Raw genomic sequence first — 17474 nt, forward strand, 5'->3', positions numbered from 1 at the left:
GGGGCCTGAGCATGAACGCCGCGCCGCTGGTGGCGCTGGTCGGCAACCCCAATGCCGGCAAGAGCGCCCTGTTCAACGCGCTGACCGGTGCGCGCCAGAAGGTCGGCAATTACCCCGGCGTCACGGTCGAGCGGCATTCGGGGCGGCTGGTGCTGCCCGATGGTCGCCCAGTCGAACTGGTCGACCTGCCCGGCGCCTACAGCCTCGAACCCTCCAGTCCCGACGAGCGGGTGACGCGCGACTTCCTCGCCGGCACGCAGGCGGGCGAGCGGCTCCCCGACGCGCTGGTGGTGGTGGTGGATGCGTCGAATCTCGACAATCATCTGCGCTTCACGCTGCAATTGATCGCGCTCGGGCTGCCGGTGGTGGTCGCGCTCAACATGATCGACCTCGCCGAACGCGACGGGCTGAAGCTCGATCCCGAGCGGCTGTCGCGTGAACTCGGCGTGGCCGTCGTGCCGACCGTGGCGGTGCGCAGGCGCGGGCTGGACGATCTGCGCGAGCAGCTCGACACGCTCATCACCAGCGCCGCGCCGCGCTCCGCCAGGCGTGGGGCCGACGAGGATATCGTCACGCTGCAACGTCGCGCGCGGAAAATCGCCGCGCTCGCCACCGTGTCGGAAGCGCCGGTGCGGCGCTGGGGGCATGCGCTCGATTCGGTCGCGCTGCATCCGGTGTCGGGTGTGGTGATGCTGCTCGCGATCCTGTTCGTGATGTTCCAGACCGTATTCTGGGCGGGCGCCGCCCCCGCTGACGCGATCGCCGCCGGGTTCGACTGGGTGTCGGGGCTGGTCAAGCAGGTGATGCCCGATTCGATCCTGCGCTCGCTCATTACCGATGGCGTGATCGCCGGCGTGGGCGCGGTGGTGAAGTTCCTGCCGCAAATCCTGGTGATGTTCCTGTTCATCCTCGTGCTCGAGGCGAGCGGCTATATGGTGCGTGCCGCGTTCCTGATGGACCGGCTGATGGCGCATGCCGGCCTGTCGGGGCGCGCCTTCATCCCGCTGCTGTCGTCGTTCGCCTGCGCGGTGCCGGGCATCATGTCGACCCGCACGATCGACGACGAGAAGGACCGGCTCACCACCATTCTCGTCGCGCCGCTGATGACGTGTTCGGCGCGGCTGCCGGTCTATACGCTCATCATCGGCGCGCTGATCCCCAACACGCGCGTGCTGCCCGGCGTAGGGCTTCAGGGGCTGGTGATGCTCGGGCTCTACATCATGGGGGTGGTCGGCGCGTTCGTGGTGGCGGTGGTACTGCGCAGGACGGTGACGCAGGGCGCGTCTTCGGGCTTCATGATGGAGATGCCCAAATACCAGTTGCCGCGGCTCAACCATCTCGCGATCGGGCTGTGGAGCCGCGCGGCGATCTTCCTCAAGCGCGCCGGCACCACCATCGCCTTCACCACCATCGTGCTGTGGGCGCTGCTCAGCTTCCCCAAGCCGCCCGAGGGCAGCGCGGTGTCGCCGGTCAACTATTCGATCGCCGGGCGCATCGCCAACGGCATCGAACCGGCGTTTCGTCCGATCGGCTTCAACCGCGACATCGTGCTCGCGCTGATCCCGGCGATGGCGGCGCGCGAGGTGGCGGTGGCGGCGCTCGGCACCGTCTATGCGATCGACGAATCGGGCAGCGACGCGGGCGAGGCGCAGATCGCTCACACGCTCCACGCGCGCTGGACATTGCCGACCGCACTCGCTTTCCTGATGTGGTTCGTGTTCGCGCCGCAATGTATTTCCACCATTGCGGTGACGAGGCGTGAGACGAATGGCTGGAAATGGCCGGCCTTCATGGTAGGATATCTTTTCGTGCTTGCCTACGTTGCCGCCGGTGCCACCTATTGGCTCGCGGTCGCGCTCGGGGCATAGGGCTGTTCGCAATTCTAGGAGCAGGTGTTGGCTGGCAGCGTTAACAAGGTGATTCTCGTCGGTAATCTCGGGCGCGATCCCGAGAGCCGATCCTTCCAGAACGGTGGCAAGGTGGTGAACCTGCGCATCGCCACGTCCGAATCGTGGAAGGATCGCAACACCGGCGAGCGCAAGGAAAAGACCGAATGGCATTCGGTCGCGATCTTCAGCGAAGGTCTCGCCAATGTCGCCGAGCGGTTCCTGCGCAAGGGAAGCAAGGTCTATATCGAAGGCCAGCTCCAGACCCGGAAGTGGCAGGACCAGCAGGGTCAGGACAAATATTCGACCGAGATCGTGTTGCAGGGCTTCAACGCGGTGCTGACGATGCTCGACGGCCCGGGCGGTGGTGCTGGCGGCGGGGGCGGCGGTGCCGTGCGCGACGACTTCGGTGGTAACGAGGACTTTGGCGGCGGCGGCGGTGGTCGCGGCGGCTATGGCGGCGGTGGCGGCAGCAGCTTCGGCGGCGGTGGCCGGTCGGGTGGCGCAGCGCCGGCTGGCGGCAATCGCGGCGGCGGCTTCGCCGACGACCTCGACGACGACGTTCCGTTCTGACCATGCCGAACTCGCAAAAGCCACCCGCCGGTCGCGGGTGGCGGCTTGACGAAGCGGTCCGCGCCGAAGCGCTCGCCGCTTATGATCTCACCTCGCTCACCGGCGGGGCGGCGCTGCGCGCGATCACCGATTTCGCCGCCTCGCTGTGCGATACGCCGGTCGCGCTGGTCAGTCTGGTCGAGGAGCATATCCAGTGCTTCGTGTCGCGCACCGGCACCGATCTGACCGCCACGCCGCGCGAGATGTCGTTCTGCCAGTTCGCAATGCTAAGCGGCGAGGTGATGGTCGTGCCCGACGCGCTCGCCGACCCGAGGTTCGCCAACACCGCGTTGGTGACGGGCGAGCCGTACATCCGCTTCTATGCGGGCGCGCCGCTCATCAGCGACGCGGGCGTACCGCTCGGCGCGCTGTGCGTGATCGACACGGTTCCGCACGACGCGCTGACGCCGCTCCAGCACCAGGGGCTGCTGGTGCTGGCGGCGGACGTGATGTCGCGCTTCCGCGCGGTCGAGACGGGGCGGCTGTAGCGGCGGCGCGTCAGGCGCCGCCGATCCCTTCGATCACACGGCCGGTGCCGCCGCACGTCTCGCATGCGCCACCGTCGAGTTTGCCGCTGCCGCCGCACGTCGGGCAGAGGTTCTCGCCGGTGCCGGGGGTGCCGGGGGCGGCCTGATCGCCGGGGTTCAGCTGTTCGTCGCTCATATCACGCTCCACTTACGCGGCCGCAGCCTTCGTGCGACCAACCATCGTTGGCGAAAATGGTTCACGCTTACGGCTGCGTCCGCAACGCCTCGGCAAAAGCGGGGTCGAGCCGCTCCATGTAGCGATCAGTCCGCAGCAGCGGGTGGAAGCCGAGCGCGGCATAGACGCCGTGCGCATCCTTGGTGACGAGCCCGATCCTGCGCAGCCCGGCAAAATCGGGGTGATCGAGGAACCAGCCCACCATCCGCCGGCCGAGCCCATTCCCGCGCGCGGCCTCGTCGATCCACACGTCGGCGAGCCACGCGAAGGTCGCGTGATCGGTAATCATCCGCGCGAAGCCGATCTGCTCACCGGCGCGATATGCGCCAAGGCAATGCGAGCCTGCGATCGCCTTCTCGACCAGCGCCAGCGCAATGCCGGGCGACCAGTAGCTCGACGCTAGCCAGCCGTGGATGCGCGCGACCTGAAGCTGCGACCTGTCGTCGGAAAGAATGATCTCGTCCATGCGAACCCCTTTCAGCCGAATCGCCGCGCCGGCGCGCGTGCGGCGATGATCGCCTGCGCCGCGAGCCGTCCGGTCTGCGCGCCGCCATTCATATAGCCGGGATAGGCGTCCGAGAGATGCTCGCCTGCGAAATGCACCGGCCCCGACGGCACCGGGCGCGAGGCGACGCCGTCGGTTTCGGTCCAGATCAGCCGGCCGAACCGCGTCAACTGGCCGGGACGGAAGTTGACATAGCCGCCCATCGTCAGCGGGTCGCGGTGCCAGGCGGTGCGGCGCGCGGCGCGCGTGGCCGCGCCCATGCCGGGCAGCGCGCTTTCGACCTGCGCGGCGAAGCGTTTCGCCTGCGCGCGCGCGTCGCCGGTGTCGGCCGCGCCGACCTGCGCGCCGCCAAGGAACCAGTTCCATACGCCACCCGGCCCGGTCGCCGGGCGCACGCCCGCGTCCCAGCCCTGCGCCATGCCCGATGCCCGCGACACGTCCCATACCTCGCCGCCGCGCCCGATCGGCTTTTCCCAGGGCCGGGTCGCCGTCGCCGCCTGCACCTTCTCATTGCGCCCCAACCCGACCTCGGCGATGAAGCGCTGCCACAGCGGGGGCAGCGGCACGGTGAAAGCGATGTTGCGCGTGATGCCGGCGGGCGTCGCGACGATCACGGCGGACGCATCGGCGGTCTTGCCGTCCGCGAACACCAGCCGCACGCCTGCGCCCAGCGCATCGACGCGCTTGACCGTCTTGCCCGTCGTGATCCGCCCGCCGAGCCGCTGCGCCATCGCCGCGATCAGCGCGCTGCTGCCGCCGCTGATGAGGAAGCGTTCGTCGCTGCGGCTGAGCACGTCGATCCGCCGCCCCTCGATCGCGGGCAGGTTGAAGATCAGCTCGATCGCGGAGGCTTGCGCCGGTTCGCAGCCATATTCGGTGCGCGCGGTGCTTTCGAGCAGGTTGCGCACCCACGGATCGGGCATGAGCCGCGCATATTTGTCGAGATACCCGTTGAAACTCAGCTGATCGAGATCGAGCGACACTTGCGCGTAATTCTGGTCGAGCCGCACCGCATCGGCGTCGATCTGCCCGGCGATGCCGCGCAACGCCCCGGCGAGCTTGCCTTCGGGGATTTCCTTGCCGTCCTGAACGATCATCGTGCGATGCGCGAAGCCCTTGCGGTCGATCAGCGCGAGGCCGAACTCACGGCACAGCGCGTGCATGTCGGCATGATCGGTGTTGACGAACTGGCCGCCCATCTCGATCGCGGGCTGGCCCGCCACCTTCGACGTCCACATCCGCCCGCCGAGGCGGGGCCGCGCCTCGTACAGCCGCGCGTCGATGCCCGCCTGCGTGAGGTGCCACAGCGCGCTCAAACCCGCCATGCCGCCGCCGATGATTGCGACCGGGCCGGGCGCGACCGGCGCGGCGAAGGCGGGCTCCGCCAACGCGGCGGCAAGCCCGCCCGCGCCGAGCGCCTTGAGCACCGCGCGCCGCGTCTCGCCGGGCATGCCCGCCTCCGGTGCTGCCGCGCCCATCGCACCAAGATTGAGCCGCCTGGCCGCAGCCAGCGCCTCCCACACAAAACCGCTACCGCGCATATCGCCCCTTCTCCGCGCCCTGATAGCAGGCGGAGAGGAGAGCGCCAGCTTGGGCGTGCCCCAGCTTGCCTTAAAGGGCGGCATCCGTCATGCGCTCGCGCATGCTGCCCTTTTCCCGCGTCACCATCATCGGCATCGGTCTGATCGGCTCCTCCGTCGCGCGGGCGGTGCGGGCCTATATGCCGAGCGTGCGGCTGACCGGATACGATGCCGATGCGGAGGTGCGCGCCACCGCCGATCGGCTCGACCTGTTCGACGACGTGACCGATACGGCAGGCGCGAGCGTGATCGACGCCGATCTCATCATCCTGTGCGTGCCGGTCGGCGCGATGGGCGCGGCGGCGGCGGCGATCGCCGAGGATCTGCCCGCCGACGCGATCGTCAGCGATGTCGGATCGTGCAAGGCGGAGGTGATGCGCGCGCTTGCCGAGGCGCTGCCCGACGCAACGGTGATCCCGGCGCACCCCGTCGCGGGCACGGAGAACAGTGGACCGGAGGCAGGCTTCGCCACCCTGTTCAAGCATCGCTGGTGTATCGTCACCCCGCCCGAGGGCGCCGCGCCCTTTGCGGTGGAGCGGGTGTGCGAGTTCTGGCGGCGGCTCGGTGCCGAGGTGGAGACGATGGCGCCGGACCATCACGACCGCGTGCTGGCGATCACCAGCCACCTGCCGCACCTGATCGCCTATACGATCGTCGGCACCGCGTCGGACATGGAGGAGGTCACGCAGTCCGAGGTCATCAAATATTCGGCCGGCGGATTTCGCGATTTCACCCGCATCGCCGCGTCCGATCCGACGATGTGGCGCGACGTGTTCCTGTCCAATCGCGAGGCGGTGCTCGATATGCTGCAACGCTTCTCGGAGGATCTCAGCGCGCTGCAACGCGCGATCCGCTGGGGCAAGGGCGACGAGCTGTTCGATCTGTTCACCCGCACGCGCGCGGTGCGCCGCTCGATCATCGATTCGGGTCAGGACGATCCCGCGCCCGATTTCGGACGGACGCACGACTGACGGAGGTGCCGCCGGTCAGCCGCGCGGTTTGTGGTACGGGTTGGGACGGTCGGGCATCCAGCCGGCGGTGGGGCCTTCGATGCGCACGTCGTGCGCTGCCGCTGCCTTGGGGCGCGGCGTGATCGCGGTTTTGGCGCGCGCGGCGTCGGGGTCGATCGGCTCGAGGAAGCGCAACCCCGCCGATCCTGTCTCGATCCACACCACGGTCGCGCCGACCGCCTGAAGCGCGCCGACCGAGACGAGCACCGTGGCCCCGACCTGGAGGCCGGTCGCCTGATCGATGCGGACGCCGCCCGAGGAAAGATCGCGAACGCGGTGCTTCGACGGCTCGGCGCCACCGAACCGCTCGACCGTGGCGCTCAGCATCACGCTGGCGCGGGGCTGGCGGGTGTTCGTCGTCTTGCCCGCGAGGTCGGAAGGTTCGGTCATGGCGGCTATGTGGGGCGAGCGGCGCGCGCGTGCAATCTCGGGATGTTTACTGCCCGGCATTGCCGCCGAGCGCGCGGAAGGTGTCGCTCGCCGCCTGCAATTGCTGCGTGCGCAACTGGAGCAGGGCGCGTTCAGCATCGAGCGCGGCGGTCTGTGCGGTGACGACCTCGAGATAGTCGGATGCACCGTCGCGGTAGCGGATCAGTGCGAGATCGCGGGTCCGCTCGGCGGCCTTGGCGGCGGCGGCCTGATTGGCTTCGCCGGCGACGAGCAGCCGCTGCTGCGCGAGATCGTCCTCGACTTCGCGGAACGCGGTCAGCACCGTCTGGCGGTAGTTCGCCGCCGCCTCGTCGAACTGCGCGCGCGCCTGCCGGACCTGCGCCGCGCGCCGGCCGCCGTCGAACACTGTCAGCACCGCCTGCGCGGGGCCGAGCGCCCAGAAGCTGCTGGCGGTGTTGAGCCAGTCGCCGCCGATCGATTCGAACCCGCCTTGCGCGCCGAGCGTCACGTTGGGGAAGAACGCCGCCCGGGCCACGCCGATCTGCGCGTTGGCGGCGGCGACGCGCCGCTCGGCCGCCGCGATGTCGGGGCGACGTTCGAGCAGGGTGGAGGGAAGGCCGGGCGCGATCGCCGGCGGGCGGGTCTGGTCGTCGGCCACCGGAATCGCGAAGGTCGAGGGCGTTTCGCCGACGAGCACGGCGATGGCATGTTCGTCGCGCGCACGGTCGATCTCGACCGAGGAGAGTTCGGACCTCGCGCTCGACAATTGTGCCTGCGCGCGGCTGACGTCGATGCCCGAGGCGATGCCGCCGCTGTGGCGCGTGTCGGTCAGGTCGAACGCACGCTGGTAGGACGCAACGGTCTGGTTGAGCAGGATGATCCGCGCATCGAGCCCGCGCAGATCGAAATAGGTCGCGGCAAGCTGGCTCTGGAGCCCAAGCCGCACCCCCGCCACGTCGAACGCGGAGGCGCGCGCGTTGGCGGTGCCCGCGGCGATGTTGTTGCGCACCCGCCCGAACAGATCGAGTTCATAGGCGAGCGAGCCGCCGACGATCTTGTCGGTCTGCGTCGAGGCGAGCCCGCGCGCGACCGGGCGATTGGCAGACAGGCGGGTGCGGTCGACGCTCGCGTCCGCGCTGATCTGCGGGAACAGATCGGCGCGCGCCTGTCGCACCAGCGACCGCGCCTGATCGTAGCGCGCGACCGCGGCGGCAAGATCGAAATTGCCCTTCTCGATCCGCTCCTCCAGCGGATTGAGCGCCGGATCGCCGAACGCTTCCCACCATTTGCCGGCCGGCGCCGGGGTACTGGCGGCGGGCTGCCACGGCGCCGCTTCCTTGTAGGCGGGGGCGGCGACCGTGGCCGGGCGCTGGTAATCGGGGGCGAGCGAGCAGCCGCCGAGCAATGCGGCCGTCAGCGTCAGCAGCCAGCCGGTCTTATTTGCCACTGGCCGCGCTCCGGGCGGTTGCGACCTGCACCTTGTCGCCCGATTGCAGCGAATCGGGCGGACTGTCGATCACGCGGTCGTTCGGCGAGAGGCCGGCGCTGATCTGCACGCGGTCGCCGAGATCCTGGCCGATCGTCACCGTCTTGATGAGCGCGCGACCGTCCGCGCCGACCACCGCGACCTGCGTGCCGTTCTGCCCGACGATCATCGCACTGGCCGGCAGCTCCACCGCGCTGCCGTGTCCGGTGACGGGGAAGCTCGCCTGCGCATAGGCGCCGGGCTTCAGCGCGCGGTCGCCGTTGGGGGCCTGCAATTCGACCAGCACCGTGCCCGATCCGGTGTCGACCGCATCGGCCGATCGCGTCATCTGCGCGGTAAAGGTGCGGCCGGGGTATTCGGGCAGGGTGAGCTTCACCTCCATGCCCTGATGGACCTGCGCGGAATAGGCCTGCGGCACCTTCACATAGATGCGGATGCGGCTGATGTCGGCGACGGTGAACAGCGGCGTCGAGGCGGCGCTCCCCGCCGTCACCAGCGAACCGACGTTGGTCGAGCGGGTGGTGACGACGCCCGAGAACGGCGCGATCAGCCGGGTGAAGCCTTGCGTATATTGCAGCCGGTTGACGTTGGCGCTGGCGGCGTTGGTCAGCGCGGTCTTGGCGGCGAGATCGCCGACCTTCTCGTCGGTTTCCTGCTTCGACACCGCATCCTTGGCGAGCATCGTCTTCCAGCGCGTCGCGGTGCTGGCGGCGAGCTGCTGGTTGGCGCGTGCGGTCTGGTAGTCGGCGCGTGCGGCGGCGAGCTGCTGGTCGACCTCGGGCGCGTCGAGCACCGCGAGCGTCTGCCCCTGCCGCACGCTGTCGCCGATATCGACGAGCCATTTACGGACATAGCCGCTGGTGCGCGCGTAGATCGGCGCGGATTGCAGTGCGGCAAGCTGGGCGGGCAGCACCAGCGCGCTTGCCGCCTTGCTCTGCGCGGGGCGGATGACGGTGACGGTCGGCACCGCCTGCGTCGCCGTCCAGGTGGCGAGCTGGCTTTCCGAATGCGAGCGCGTCGCGATGCCCACACCGACGATCGCCACCGCGGCGATCACGCCGCCCGCGCCGATGGTCTTCAAATTGCGGCCGTTGCCCTCAGGCATGTGCAAGCTCCAGATGGTCCGGCGTCGCGCCGGGTGCGGTTTTGCCGTGGCGGCGATGCACCAGGCTGAAGATGACGGGAACGAACATCAAGGTCGCGAAGGTGGCGACGGTAAGCCCGCCGATCACGGCGCGCCCGAGCGGCGCGTTCTGCTCGCCGCCCTCGCCGAAGCCCATCGCCATCGGCAGCATGCCGATGATCATGGCGAGCGCGGTCATCAGCACCGGGCGGAAGCGGACCTGCCCCGCCTCCAGCGCGGCGGCGGTGGCGTTGCCGAGTTCGACCAGCCGTTCGCGCGCGAAGCTGACGACCAGAATCGCGTTCGCGGTTGCCACGCCCATGCACATGATCGCGCCGGTCAACGCCGGCACCGACAGGGTGGTGCCGGTGATGAACAGCATCCAGATGATGCCGGCGAGCGCGCCAGGGAGCGCGGTGATGATGACGAACGGGTCGAGCCAGCTCTGGAAGTTGACCACGATCAGCAGGTAGATCAGCACGATCGCACCCACCAGACCGAAGCCTAAACCGGAGAAGGCGGTCTGCATCGTCGCATATTGGCCGCGCAGCGTGACGGTGACGCCCTTAGGAGTCTTGTCCTTCAGGCTCTTGAGCACCGCGTTGATGTCGCCCGCCACCGCGCCGAGATCACGGCCGTTGGTGGTGGCGTACACGTCCGTCACCGGCGCGATGTTGTAGTGCGAGACGACCGCCGCCGCATTGGCGCGCTTGATGCTGCCGATGCCGCCGATGATCTGTGCGCTGCCGCCGTTCGCTGCGGTGACGGGCACATTGGCGAGATCGCTGAGCGAACCGATCTGGTATTCGGGCGTCTGCGCGACGACGGGGTAGGACACGCCGCTCTTGGGATCGAGGAAATAGACCGGCGCGGTCTGCGACGTACCCGCGAGCGCGTTGCCGAGGCTGTTGGTCACGTCGCGTTCGTTGAGGCCGTACTGGCCAGCGCGGCTGCGGTCGATATCGACGTTGAGCTGCGGGTAACGCGCCGACTGCTGGATGCGCGCGTCGGCGATGCCGGGGATCGTGCCGATCCGGCGCAGGATCTCCTTGGCGAGCGCCTGGTTCTGCGCGTCCACCTTGCCGGTCACCTGGATGTCGATCGGGGCAGGCGCGCCGAAGTTCAGGATCTGGCTGGTGATGTCGGCGGGCAGGAACGAGAAGGTCGTGCCGGTGAACGCCTTGGGCAGCTCCTCGCGCAGCTTCTGGACGTACCCCGCAGTCGGCTTGTGGCCCTCGCTTAGCTGGATGAGGATATCGCCGTCCTGCGGGCCGATCGTGCCGGAGTTGTTATAGGTCGTGTTGATCGAGCTGACCGGCAGGCCGATGTTATCGACCACCGACACCAGCTCGTTCGCCGGGATGACTTCGCGAATCCGGCGTTCGATGCGGTCGAACTCGGCCGACGTATCCTCGATGCGCGAGCCGACCGGCGCGCGGACGTGGAGCGCCATCTGACCGGCATCGACGGACGGGAAGAAGTTCTCGCCGAGGAACGGCGCCAGCAGGAACGATGCGGCGACGCAGACGAGGAAGCCGATGACGAACGGCTTGGGCGCGCCGAGCGCGCGTTCGAGCAGGCTGACATAGCCGCTACGGACCTTTTCGAACTGCCGCTCGAACCCACGCTGGAAGCGCACCAGCGGGTTGCGCGACGCCGGCGCACCGGCGGCGTGCTGGTCGTGATCGGCCGCGTCCATGCCGCTGTCGCTGGCGTGATCGTGCGCGACATGGGGCTTGAGCAGGTACATCGCCATCGTCGGCACCAGCGTGCGCGACAGGATGAACGACGCGATCATTGCGAACACCACCGACAGAGCGAGCGGCACGAACAGGAAGCCCGACACGCCGGGTAAGAAGAACATCGGCACGAACACGATACAGATGCACAACAGCGAGACGAACGCCGGCGTTACGATCTGCGCGGCGCCGTCGAGGATCGACTGGATCACCGGCTTGCCCTGTTCGAGGTGCCAGTTGATGTTCTCGATCGTCACCGTGGCGTCGTCGACGAGGATGCCGACCGCGAGGCTGAGGCCGCCCAGCGTCATCGTGTTGAGCGTGTTTCCCGTTACCGCCAGCGCGATGATCGCCGACAGGATGGCGAGCGGGATCGAAATCGCGATGATGACGGTCGACCGCCACGAGCCCAGGAACAGCAGGATCATCAGCGAGGTGAGCGCGGCGGCGATCGCGCCTTCCTTGATGACGCCCTCCACCGCCGCCTTCACGAACAGCGACTGATCGGCGAGCGGCACCACCTTCAACTCGGGCGGCAGGGTCGCCTGGATCTTGGGCAGCGCATCCTTGATGCCCTGCACGATCGCCAGCGTCGAGGTCGCGCCGTTCTTGAGGATGGTGATGAGCACCGAGCGCGAGCCGTCGACGTGCACCACGTTGGTCTGCGGGGCCGAACCGTCGCGGACGTGCGCCACGTCGCGCATATAGATGGTCGCGCCGTTGACGACCTTGATCGGCAGCGCGTTCAGCTCCTCGATCGTGCTCGGCGCGTTGTTGAGCTGCACGCTGTACTGGAAGCTGCCGATCTTGGCGAAACCGGCCGGGTTGATCTGGTTCTGCGCGGCGATCGCATTGCCAACGTCCTGACCCGACAGCCCCTTCGACTGGAGCGCCTCGGGGTTGAGATCGATCTGGATCTGGCGCGTGCGGCCGCCCGATGGATAGGGGACGGCGGCGCCCGGCACCACGACGAGACCCGGGCGGATCTGGTTCTGCGCGAGATCGAACATGCGCCCTTCGCTCAGCCCCTTGCCCGACAGCGCAAGCTGGAGGATCGGTACGGTCGACGCATTGTAGTTGAGGATCAGCGGCGGGGTGATGCCCGGCGGAAGCTGCTTGAGCACGGTCTGGCTGACCGACGTCACCTGCGCGGTGGCGGTGCGGATGTCGGCGCCCGGCTGGAAATAGATCTTCACCACCCCGATGCCGGGCAGCGACTGGCTTTCGATATGGTCGATATCGTTGACGGTGGTGGTCAGCACGCGTTCGAACGGCGTGATGATGCGCCCGCTCATCTGGTCCGGCGGCAGACCGGCATATTGCCAGGCGGTGGCGATCACCGGCACGCGAATGTCGGGAAAGATGTCGACCGGGGTGCGCATCGCGGTCAGCACGCCGATGATCGCGATCAGGATCGCCATCACGATGAAGGTCAACGGGCGCTGGAGCGCCGTTCGGACGATACCGATCATCGTTGGGTTCCGAAGCTGGACGGGTGCGGCGGTACGAGCCGTGCGCGTGTCATAGGGAGGAAAATCGCCGACGTGGGTTCTTGTGCGATGCGGCGAAGTGCGCCGCTGAAACATCGCTGTCCAATATTGTTTACGGCATGATTGATATGGTAGCCCTATCAATCATGGAGCTACGCCACCTCCGCTATTTCGTTCAGGTCGCCGAGGATCTGCATTTCGCGCGGGCGGCCACGCACCTCGGCATCTCGCAACCCCCGCTCAGCCAGCAGATCCGCGCGCTGGAGGAGGAGTTGCAGGTGCGGCTGCTCGAACGCACCAGTCGGCGCGTCGCGCTCACCCCGGCGGGTCGGCTGTTCCTCGATGCCGCGCGCGCAACCTTGCGTGAGGCGGACAACGCCGTTTCGGTGGCGCGGCGCGCGGCCCGCGGCGAGCTTGGCGAACTCGCGATCGGGTTCAGCGCCTCGGCGCCGTTCGTGCCGGCGATCTCGAACGCGATCGCCGCGTTCCGCAGCCGCTATCCCGAAGTGGCGCTGGTACTGCGCGAGATCGCGGGCGCGGACCATTTCCAGCAGATCGAGGATCATCTGCTCGACGCGGCGTTCCAGCGCGGCCGGATGCTGCCCGACCTGCCCGAGACGCTGGTCGCGCAGCCGTTCCTCAGCGAACGGCTCTACGTCGCCTGTCCACCCGGGCACCGGCTCGCCGCGCACGACAGCGTGCGGATCGCCGATCTCGCCGACGAGCCGCTCGTCCTCTATTCGAACGAACGCAGCACGTTCACCAGCACCCTGCTCGATCTGCTGCGCGACAGCGGGATCGAGCCGCGCATCGCGCAGGTCGTCACCGACGTGACGACGCTGTTCGGGCTGGCGGCGGCGGGGGTCGGTGTGATGGTGGTGGTCGAATCGCTGCGCACGCTGCAATCGCCGATGCTGACCTACCGCGTGATCGCGGATGAGGCCGCGTCGATCATGCTGTGGCTGGTGCACCACCGCGATGCGACGCTGCCGTGCCGCAACTTCCTCGCGATGCTGGAGACGCCGGGCGCGGGCTGATCCGTTTCCGGCTGGACGCGCTCAGCGCGCCGACATCGAGAAGGGCCGTGCCGCCGGCGCGCTCGCCCACGTCCTGTTCGGAGTCGCGGCCATGGTGAAGCGCAGTTCGCCGCCGCGCCGGATCTCCGCATCGGTCACGAAGCTGCGCGTGAGCGGCTTACCGTCGAGCGTCACCGCGCCGACATAGCGGTTCGCATCGGACAGCCCGTCCGCCACCACGGTGAAGCGCTTGCCGTTCGGCAGGGCCAGCACCGCGCGCGATACGAACGGGCGGCCGATGACATATTGGTTCGAGCCCGGCGTGACGGGGTAGAAACCGAGCGCGGTGAACACCAGCCACGCCGACATCTGGCCGAGATCGTCGTTGCCGGCGAGGCCCTGCGGGGTCGGCTTGTACTGGCTGTCGACAATCTGTTTGAGCCGTTCCTGCGTGCGCCACGGCGCGCCCGCATAATCGTACAGATAGGCGACGTGGTGGCTCGGCTCGTTGCCGTGAATATATTGGCCGATCAGCCCGGCGATATCCTCGGCATGGCTGTAATCGAGCTTGCTGTTGTCATAGTCGAACATCGCATCAAGCTTGGCGATCGTCTTGGCGTCGCCGCCGAGCGTGGCGATCAGCGCCGCCTCGTCCTGTGGCACGAACCAGCTATATTGCCAGGCATTGCCTTCCGTATAATCCGAACCATAGTTGATCGCGGTTGGATCGAACGGCGTGCGGAAGGCTCCGGTCGACAGCCGCGCGCGCAGCCAGCCGGTCTTCACGTCGAAGCTGTTGCGCCAGTTGCCCGCGCGCTTCTCGAAGCGGTCGGCGATCGCGGTCTTGCCCATCGCGCGTGCCATGCGCGCGATCGACCAGTCGTCGAAGGCGTACTCGACCGTCTTGGACGCCGCCTCGGGCTCCTTGTCAATCGGCACATAGCCGCGATCGATATACTCGCCCAAGCCACCGTAGGCGCGGTGGTCGGCGCTCGCCACCATCGCCGCGAGCGCAGCCTCGGCATCGAAGCCGCGCAGGCCCTTCAGATAGGCGTCGGCGATGACGGGGACGGCGTGATAGCCGATCATGCACCACGTCTCGCGCCCGGCGAACTGCCAGACCGGCAGGATGCCGTCGGGGCTCTGCTGCTGGCTCGCCACCAGCGACTGCACGACATCGGCGGTGGTCTGTTCGGGCTGGACCAGCGTGAGCAGCGGATGTTCGGCGCGAAACGTATCCCACAACGAGAAGGTCGAGCGGACGGTAAAGCCTTTGGCCTGATGGACCTGATCGTCCGGCCCGCGATAGCGACCGTCGGCATCGCTCCAGACACTCGGGGCGAGCAGGGCATGGTAGAGCGCGGTATAGACGCTGGTGCGGATCGGCGCGGGCGCGTCGATCTGCACCGCGCCGAGCGCCTTGCTCCACGCGGTGGCGGTCTGCTTGCGGATCGCGTCGAAACCGCCGGGTTCGCTGGCGAGATTGGCGACAGCGGCGTTCTCGTCCACCCCCGACAGCGCAACCTTGACCTCAAGCGGTGCGGCGAGTGTGCCGAAATCGAGCCGCGCCTCGAGCGCCCGCCCCAGCTTCTCGGCCAGCGCATCGCTGCCGCGCCCCGGACCCTGAAAGCCCTTGTAGATCACCTTCTCCTCGCGATCGAGGAAGGCGTGATCGGTCGGCGGCGCAGAAAAGCGCATCGCGAAATACAGCTTGCGTCCCGGCGCCCAGCCGCGCGTTTCGCGAAAGCCGGTGAGCGTGCCGTCCGCGCGCAGATGCAGTCCCGACCACAACACTTTGCCGGGATAATCGTACAGCGAGGAGCGCAGGTCGATCAGCAGATGCGCCGCCTGTCCCGCCGGGAAGGTGTAGCGATGCACGCCGATGCGCGTGCCGGCGGTGAGCTCGGCGCGCACCTTGCTGTCGGCGAGCGTCACCGCATAATAGCCGGGGTGCGCGACCTCGGATCTGTGGTCGAAGCGCGAGCGATAGCCGGTGCCGGGCTGCTTGGGATCGCCGGGATCGAGTTCGACACGCGCGCCGGCGGCGGGCATCACCAGCACGTCGCCAAGATCGCTATGCCCCGCGCCCGAGAAATGCGTGTGGCTGAACCCCTGGATCGTCGGGTCTTCGTAGCGATAGCCGGCGGCGTGACTGTAGCATTCGCGGACCTGACAGCGCGTGTCGGTATCGGGCGATAATTGCACCATCCCGAACGGCGCGGTCGCGCCGGGGAAGGTGTGGCCCTCGCCGCCGGTGCCGATCATCGGATCGACCGCGTCGATCGGCGCGGGTGCGGTCTGCGCGGCGAGCGGTGTGGAGGCGAGCAGGACGGCGAGCAGAAGGGGATGGCGCATCGGCGGAGTTAAGCAGGCGCGCCGCCGCCCCGCCACCGAAAAAGCCAATTTGATGTCCTTATCCGTTCGTGCCGAGCGACGTCGAAGCAGGTTTGGCACGAACGGATCGGGAGTCGATCCTAGATCGCCGCCAGCGCCTGTTCGAAATCGGCGATCAGGTCGCCGGCATCCTCCACCCCGATCGAGATGCGCACCAGATTGTCGGTGATGCCCAGCGCCGCCTTGCGCGCTTCGGGCACCGACAGGTGGGTCATGCCGGCGGGATGGCTGGCCAGCGTTTCGGTGCCGCCGAGGCTGACCGCGAGCTTGGCGATCCGCAGCGCATCGAGGAAGCGGAAACTCTCCGCCTCGCCGCCTTTGAGGAACAGCGAGAAGGTGCTGCCCGCGCCGAGGCAATGCCGCCGGTAAATGTCGGCCTGTCGCGCATCGCCTTGCGCTTCGAGGAAGCCGAGATAGCCGACCCGCTCAACCTTGGGATGCCCGTCGAGGAAGGCGCAGACCTTCGCCGCATTCTCGCCCGCGCGGCTCATGCGCAGTTCGAGCGTTTCGAGGCTGCGCAGCAGCATCCACGCGGTATGCGGGTCGCAGATCGTGCCGATCGTGTTGCGCATCGCGCGGATGGTGTTGATGTGCGCTTTGCTGCCAAGCACGCCGCCTGCGACGAGATCGCTATGCCCGCCGGCATATTTGGTGAGGCTATAGACCACCAGATCGGCGCCGTGGCGCAGCGGCTGCTGCCACAATGGCCCGAGGAAGGTGTTGTCGATCGCGATCGGTGGCTTCTCGGCCGCGTCGGCGAAGATCGCGTCGCGGCTCGCCGCCACCGCCTCGATGTCGACCAGCGCGTTGGTCGGGTTGGCGGGGCTTTCGAGATAGATCAGCGCGACCTTGCCCTTGGCTGCCTCCGTCATCACCGCGTCGATTTCCTCGCGGGTGGCACCCGCCGGGAAGTCGAGCCACTTGACCCCGAACTTGCCGAGGATGCGCGCGATCAGCGTCTCGGTCGCGGCATAGAGCGGGCCGGAATGGACGATCGTGTCGCCCGGCGCGACAATCGCGAGGAACAGGGTGGCGATCGCCGACATGCCCGAGGAGAACGCGAGTGCATCCTCCGCCTCCTCCCACACGCCGAGCCGGTCCTCGAGGATCTCCTGATTGGGGCCGTTGAAGCGCGAATAGACGAGGCCGTCCGCACCGCCGGGCCGCTTGCCGGTGACGCCCTCGAAATGGCGCTTGCCCGCCGCCGCATTGGGAAAGACGAAGGTGGAGGTGAGGAAGATCGGGGGCTTGAGCGAGCCTTCGGACAGCATGGGATCATAGCCGTGCCCCATCATCCGCGTCGCGGGGCTGAGCTTGCGATCGCCGATCGATTCGAGTGCCGGCTTGGCGCGGCGCTGGGGTGCACCGCCGGTGAGATCGGCTTCGGTTTCCTTGGTCATGCTCGTCTCCTGCGTGCCCGCCGATGCGGGTCTGTTGCAGATGTAACGATTTGGGTGGGAAAAGGCAGCACCCCATCCGTCGCCCGGCGCAGGCCGGGGCGCTGGGTGCGGGGCACTCGGCTCGCCAAAGCTACGCAGCGG

14 protein-coding genes are annotated in these 17474 nt (G+C 68.1%); 5 read left to right on the top strand and 9 right to left on the bottom strand.

The window, feature by feature from the left end; all coding sequences use genetic code 11:
- Window positions 1-11: 11 nt before the first annotated feature.
- From feoB to AC3ANX_RS01425, 3 genes are read left to right on the top strand one after another with little or no spacing between them, the layout of a single operon-like run.
- On the top strand, window positions 12-1868 hold the full coding sequence (feoB, locus tag AC3ANX_RS01415) for a ferrous iron transporter B (protein WP_488335268.1): 1857 nt from the start codon (window positions 12-14) through the stop codon (window positions 1866-1868).
- Window positions 1869-1895: 27 nt separating this feature from the next.
- Window positions 1896-2459 carry a single-stranded DNA-binding protein gene (gene ssb, locus AC3ANX_RS01420; RefSeq protein WP_488335269.1) on the top strand — a complete coding sequence of 188 codons (564 nt, stop codon included), beginning with the start codon at window positions 1896-1898 and terminating at the stop codon, window positions 2457-2459.
- A gap of 2 nt (window positions 2460-2461) precedes the next feature.
- Window positions 2462-2986 carry a GAF domain-containing protein gene (locus tag AC3ANX_RS01425; RefSeq protein WP_488335270.1) on the top strand — a complete coding sequence of 175 codons (525 nt, stop codon included), beginning with the start codon at window positions 2462-2464 and terminating at the stop codon, window positions 2984-2986.
- Window positions 2987-2996: 10 nt separating this feature from the next.
- Here the strand turns inward: AC3ANX_RS01425 and AC3ANX_RS01430 are convergent, their stop codons facing one another.
- The 3 genes from AC3ANX_RS01430 to AC3ANX_RS01440 all read right to left on the bottom strand — a co-directional run bounded on the left by AC3ANX_RS01430 (window position 2997) and on the right by AC3ANX_RS01440 (window position 5246).
- The gene (locus AC3ANX_RS01430) at window positions 2997-3161 is read right to left on the bottom strand and encodes a hypothetical protein (RefSeq protein ID WP_488335271.1); all 165 of its coding nucleotides are present in this window, start codon (window positions 3159-3161) and stop codon (window positions 2997-2999) included.
- A 67-nt stretch (window positions 3162-3228) separates the two neighbouring features.
- Window positions 3229-3666: a GNAT family N-acetyltransferase gene (locus AC3ANX_RS01435; RefSeq protein ID WP_488335272.1), complete on the bottom strand. Its 438-nt coding sequence runs from the start codon at window positions 3664-3666 to the stop codon at window positions 3229-3231.
- A gap of 11 nt (window positions 3667-3677) precedes the next feature.
- The gene (locus AC3ANX_RS01440) at window positions 3678-5246 is read right to left on the bottom strand and encodes a flavin monoamine oxidase family protein (RefSeq protein WP_488335273.1); all 1569 of its coding nucleotides are present in this window, start codon (window positions 5244-5246) and stop codon (window positions 3678-3680) included.
- A 101-nt stretch (window positions 5247-5347) separates the two neighbouring features.
- Here AC3ANX_RS01440 and AC3ANX_RS01445 point away from each other — a divergent pair, with 101 nt between their 5' ends.
- Window positions 5348-6256, top strand: a complete 909-nt coding sequence (locus tag AC3ANX_RS01445) for a prephenate/arogenate dehydrogenase family protein (RefSeq protein ID WP_488335274.1) — start codon at window positions 5348-5350, stop codon at window positions 6254-6256.
- A 15-nt stretch (window positions 6257-6271) separates the two neighbouring features.
- On the opposite strand, the gene AC3ANX_RS01450 is transcribed toward AC3ANX_RS01445, so the two are convergent.
- The 4 genes from AC3ANX_RS01450 to AC3ANX_RS01465 are packed head-to-tail and all read right to left on the bottom strand — an operon-like array spanning window position 6272 to window position 12505.
- Window positions 6272-6685 carry a PilZ domain-containing protein gene (locus tag AC3ANX_RS01450; protein WP_488335275.1) on the bottom strand — a complete coding sequence of 138 codons (414 nt, stop codon included), beginning with the start codon at window positions 6683-6685 and terminating at the stop codon, window positions 6272-6274.
- A 46-nt stretch (window positions 6686-6731) separates the two neighbouring features.
- On the bottom strand, window positions 6732-8132 hold the full coding sequence (locus tag AC3ANX_RS01455) for an efflux transporter outer membrane subunit (protein ID WP_488335276.1): 1401 nt from the start codon (window positions 8130-8132) through the stop codon (window positions 6732-6734).
- Entirely contained in the window at window positions 8122-9276 is a 1155-nt protein-coding gene (locus AC3ANX_RS01460; RefSeq protein WP_488335277.1) for an efflux RND transporter periplasmic adaptor subunit, read from the bottom strand. Before AC3ANX_RS01460 ends, AC3ANX_RS01455 begins: the two co-directional genes overlap by 11 nt.
- Window positions 9269-12505, bottom strand: coding sequence for an efflux RND transporter permease subunit (locus AC3ANX_RS01465; protein ID WP_488335278.1), 3237 nt, complete (start codon window positions 12503-12505; stop codon window positions 9269-9271). The genes AC3ANX_RS01460 and AC3ANX_RS01465 overlap by 8 nt, the downstream gene beginning before the upstream one ends.
- Window positions 12506-12651: 146 nt before the next feature.
- Here AC3ANX_RS01465 and AC3ANX_RS01470 point away from each other — a divergent pair, with 146 nt between their 5' ends.
- On the top strand, window positions 12652-13560 hold the full coding sequence (locus AC3ANX_RS01470; RefSeq protein ID WP_488335279.1) for a LysR family transcriptional regulator: 909 nt from the start codon (window positions 12652-12654) through the stop codon (window positions 13558-13560).
- A 21-nt stretch (window positions 13561-13581) separates the two neighbouring features.
- Here AC3ANX_RS01470 and AC3ANX_RS01475 read toward each other — a convergent pair whose 3' ends face one another.
- Entirely contained in the window at window positions 13582-15894 is a 2313-nt protein-coding gene (locus tag AC3ANX_RS01475; RefSeq protein WP_488335280.1) for a GH92 family glycosyl hydrolase, read from the bottom strand.
- A 119-nt stretch (window positions 15895-16013) separates the two neighbouring features.
- Entirely contained in the window at window positions 16014-17333 is a 1320-nt protein-coding gene (locus AC3ANX_RS01480) for a cystathionine gamma-synthase family protein (protein WP_488335281.1), read from the bottom strand.
- Window positions 17334-17474: the final 141 nt, after the last annotated feature.

Source organism: Sphingomonas sp. BRN-1R, from assembly GCF_057748035.1.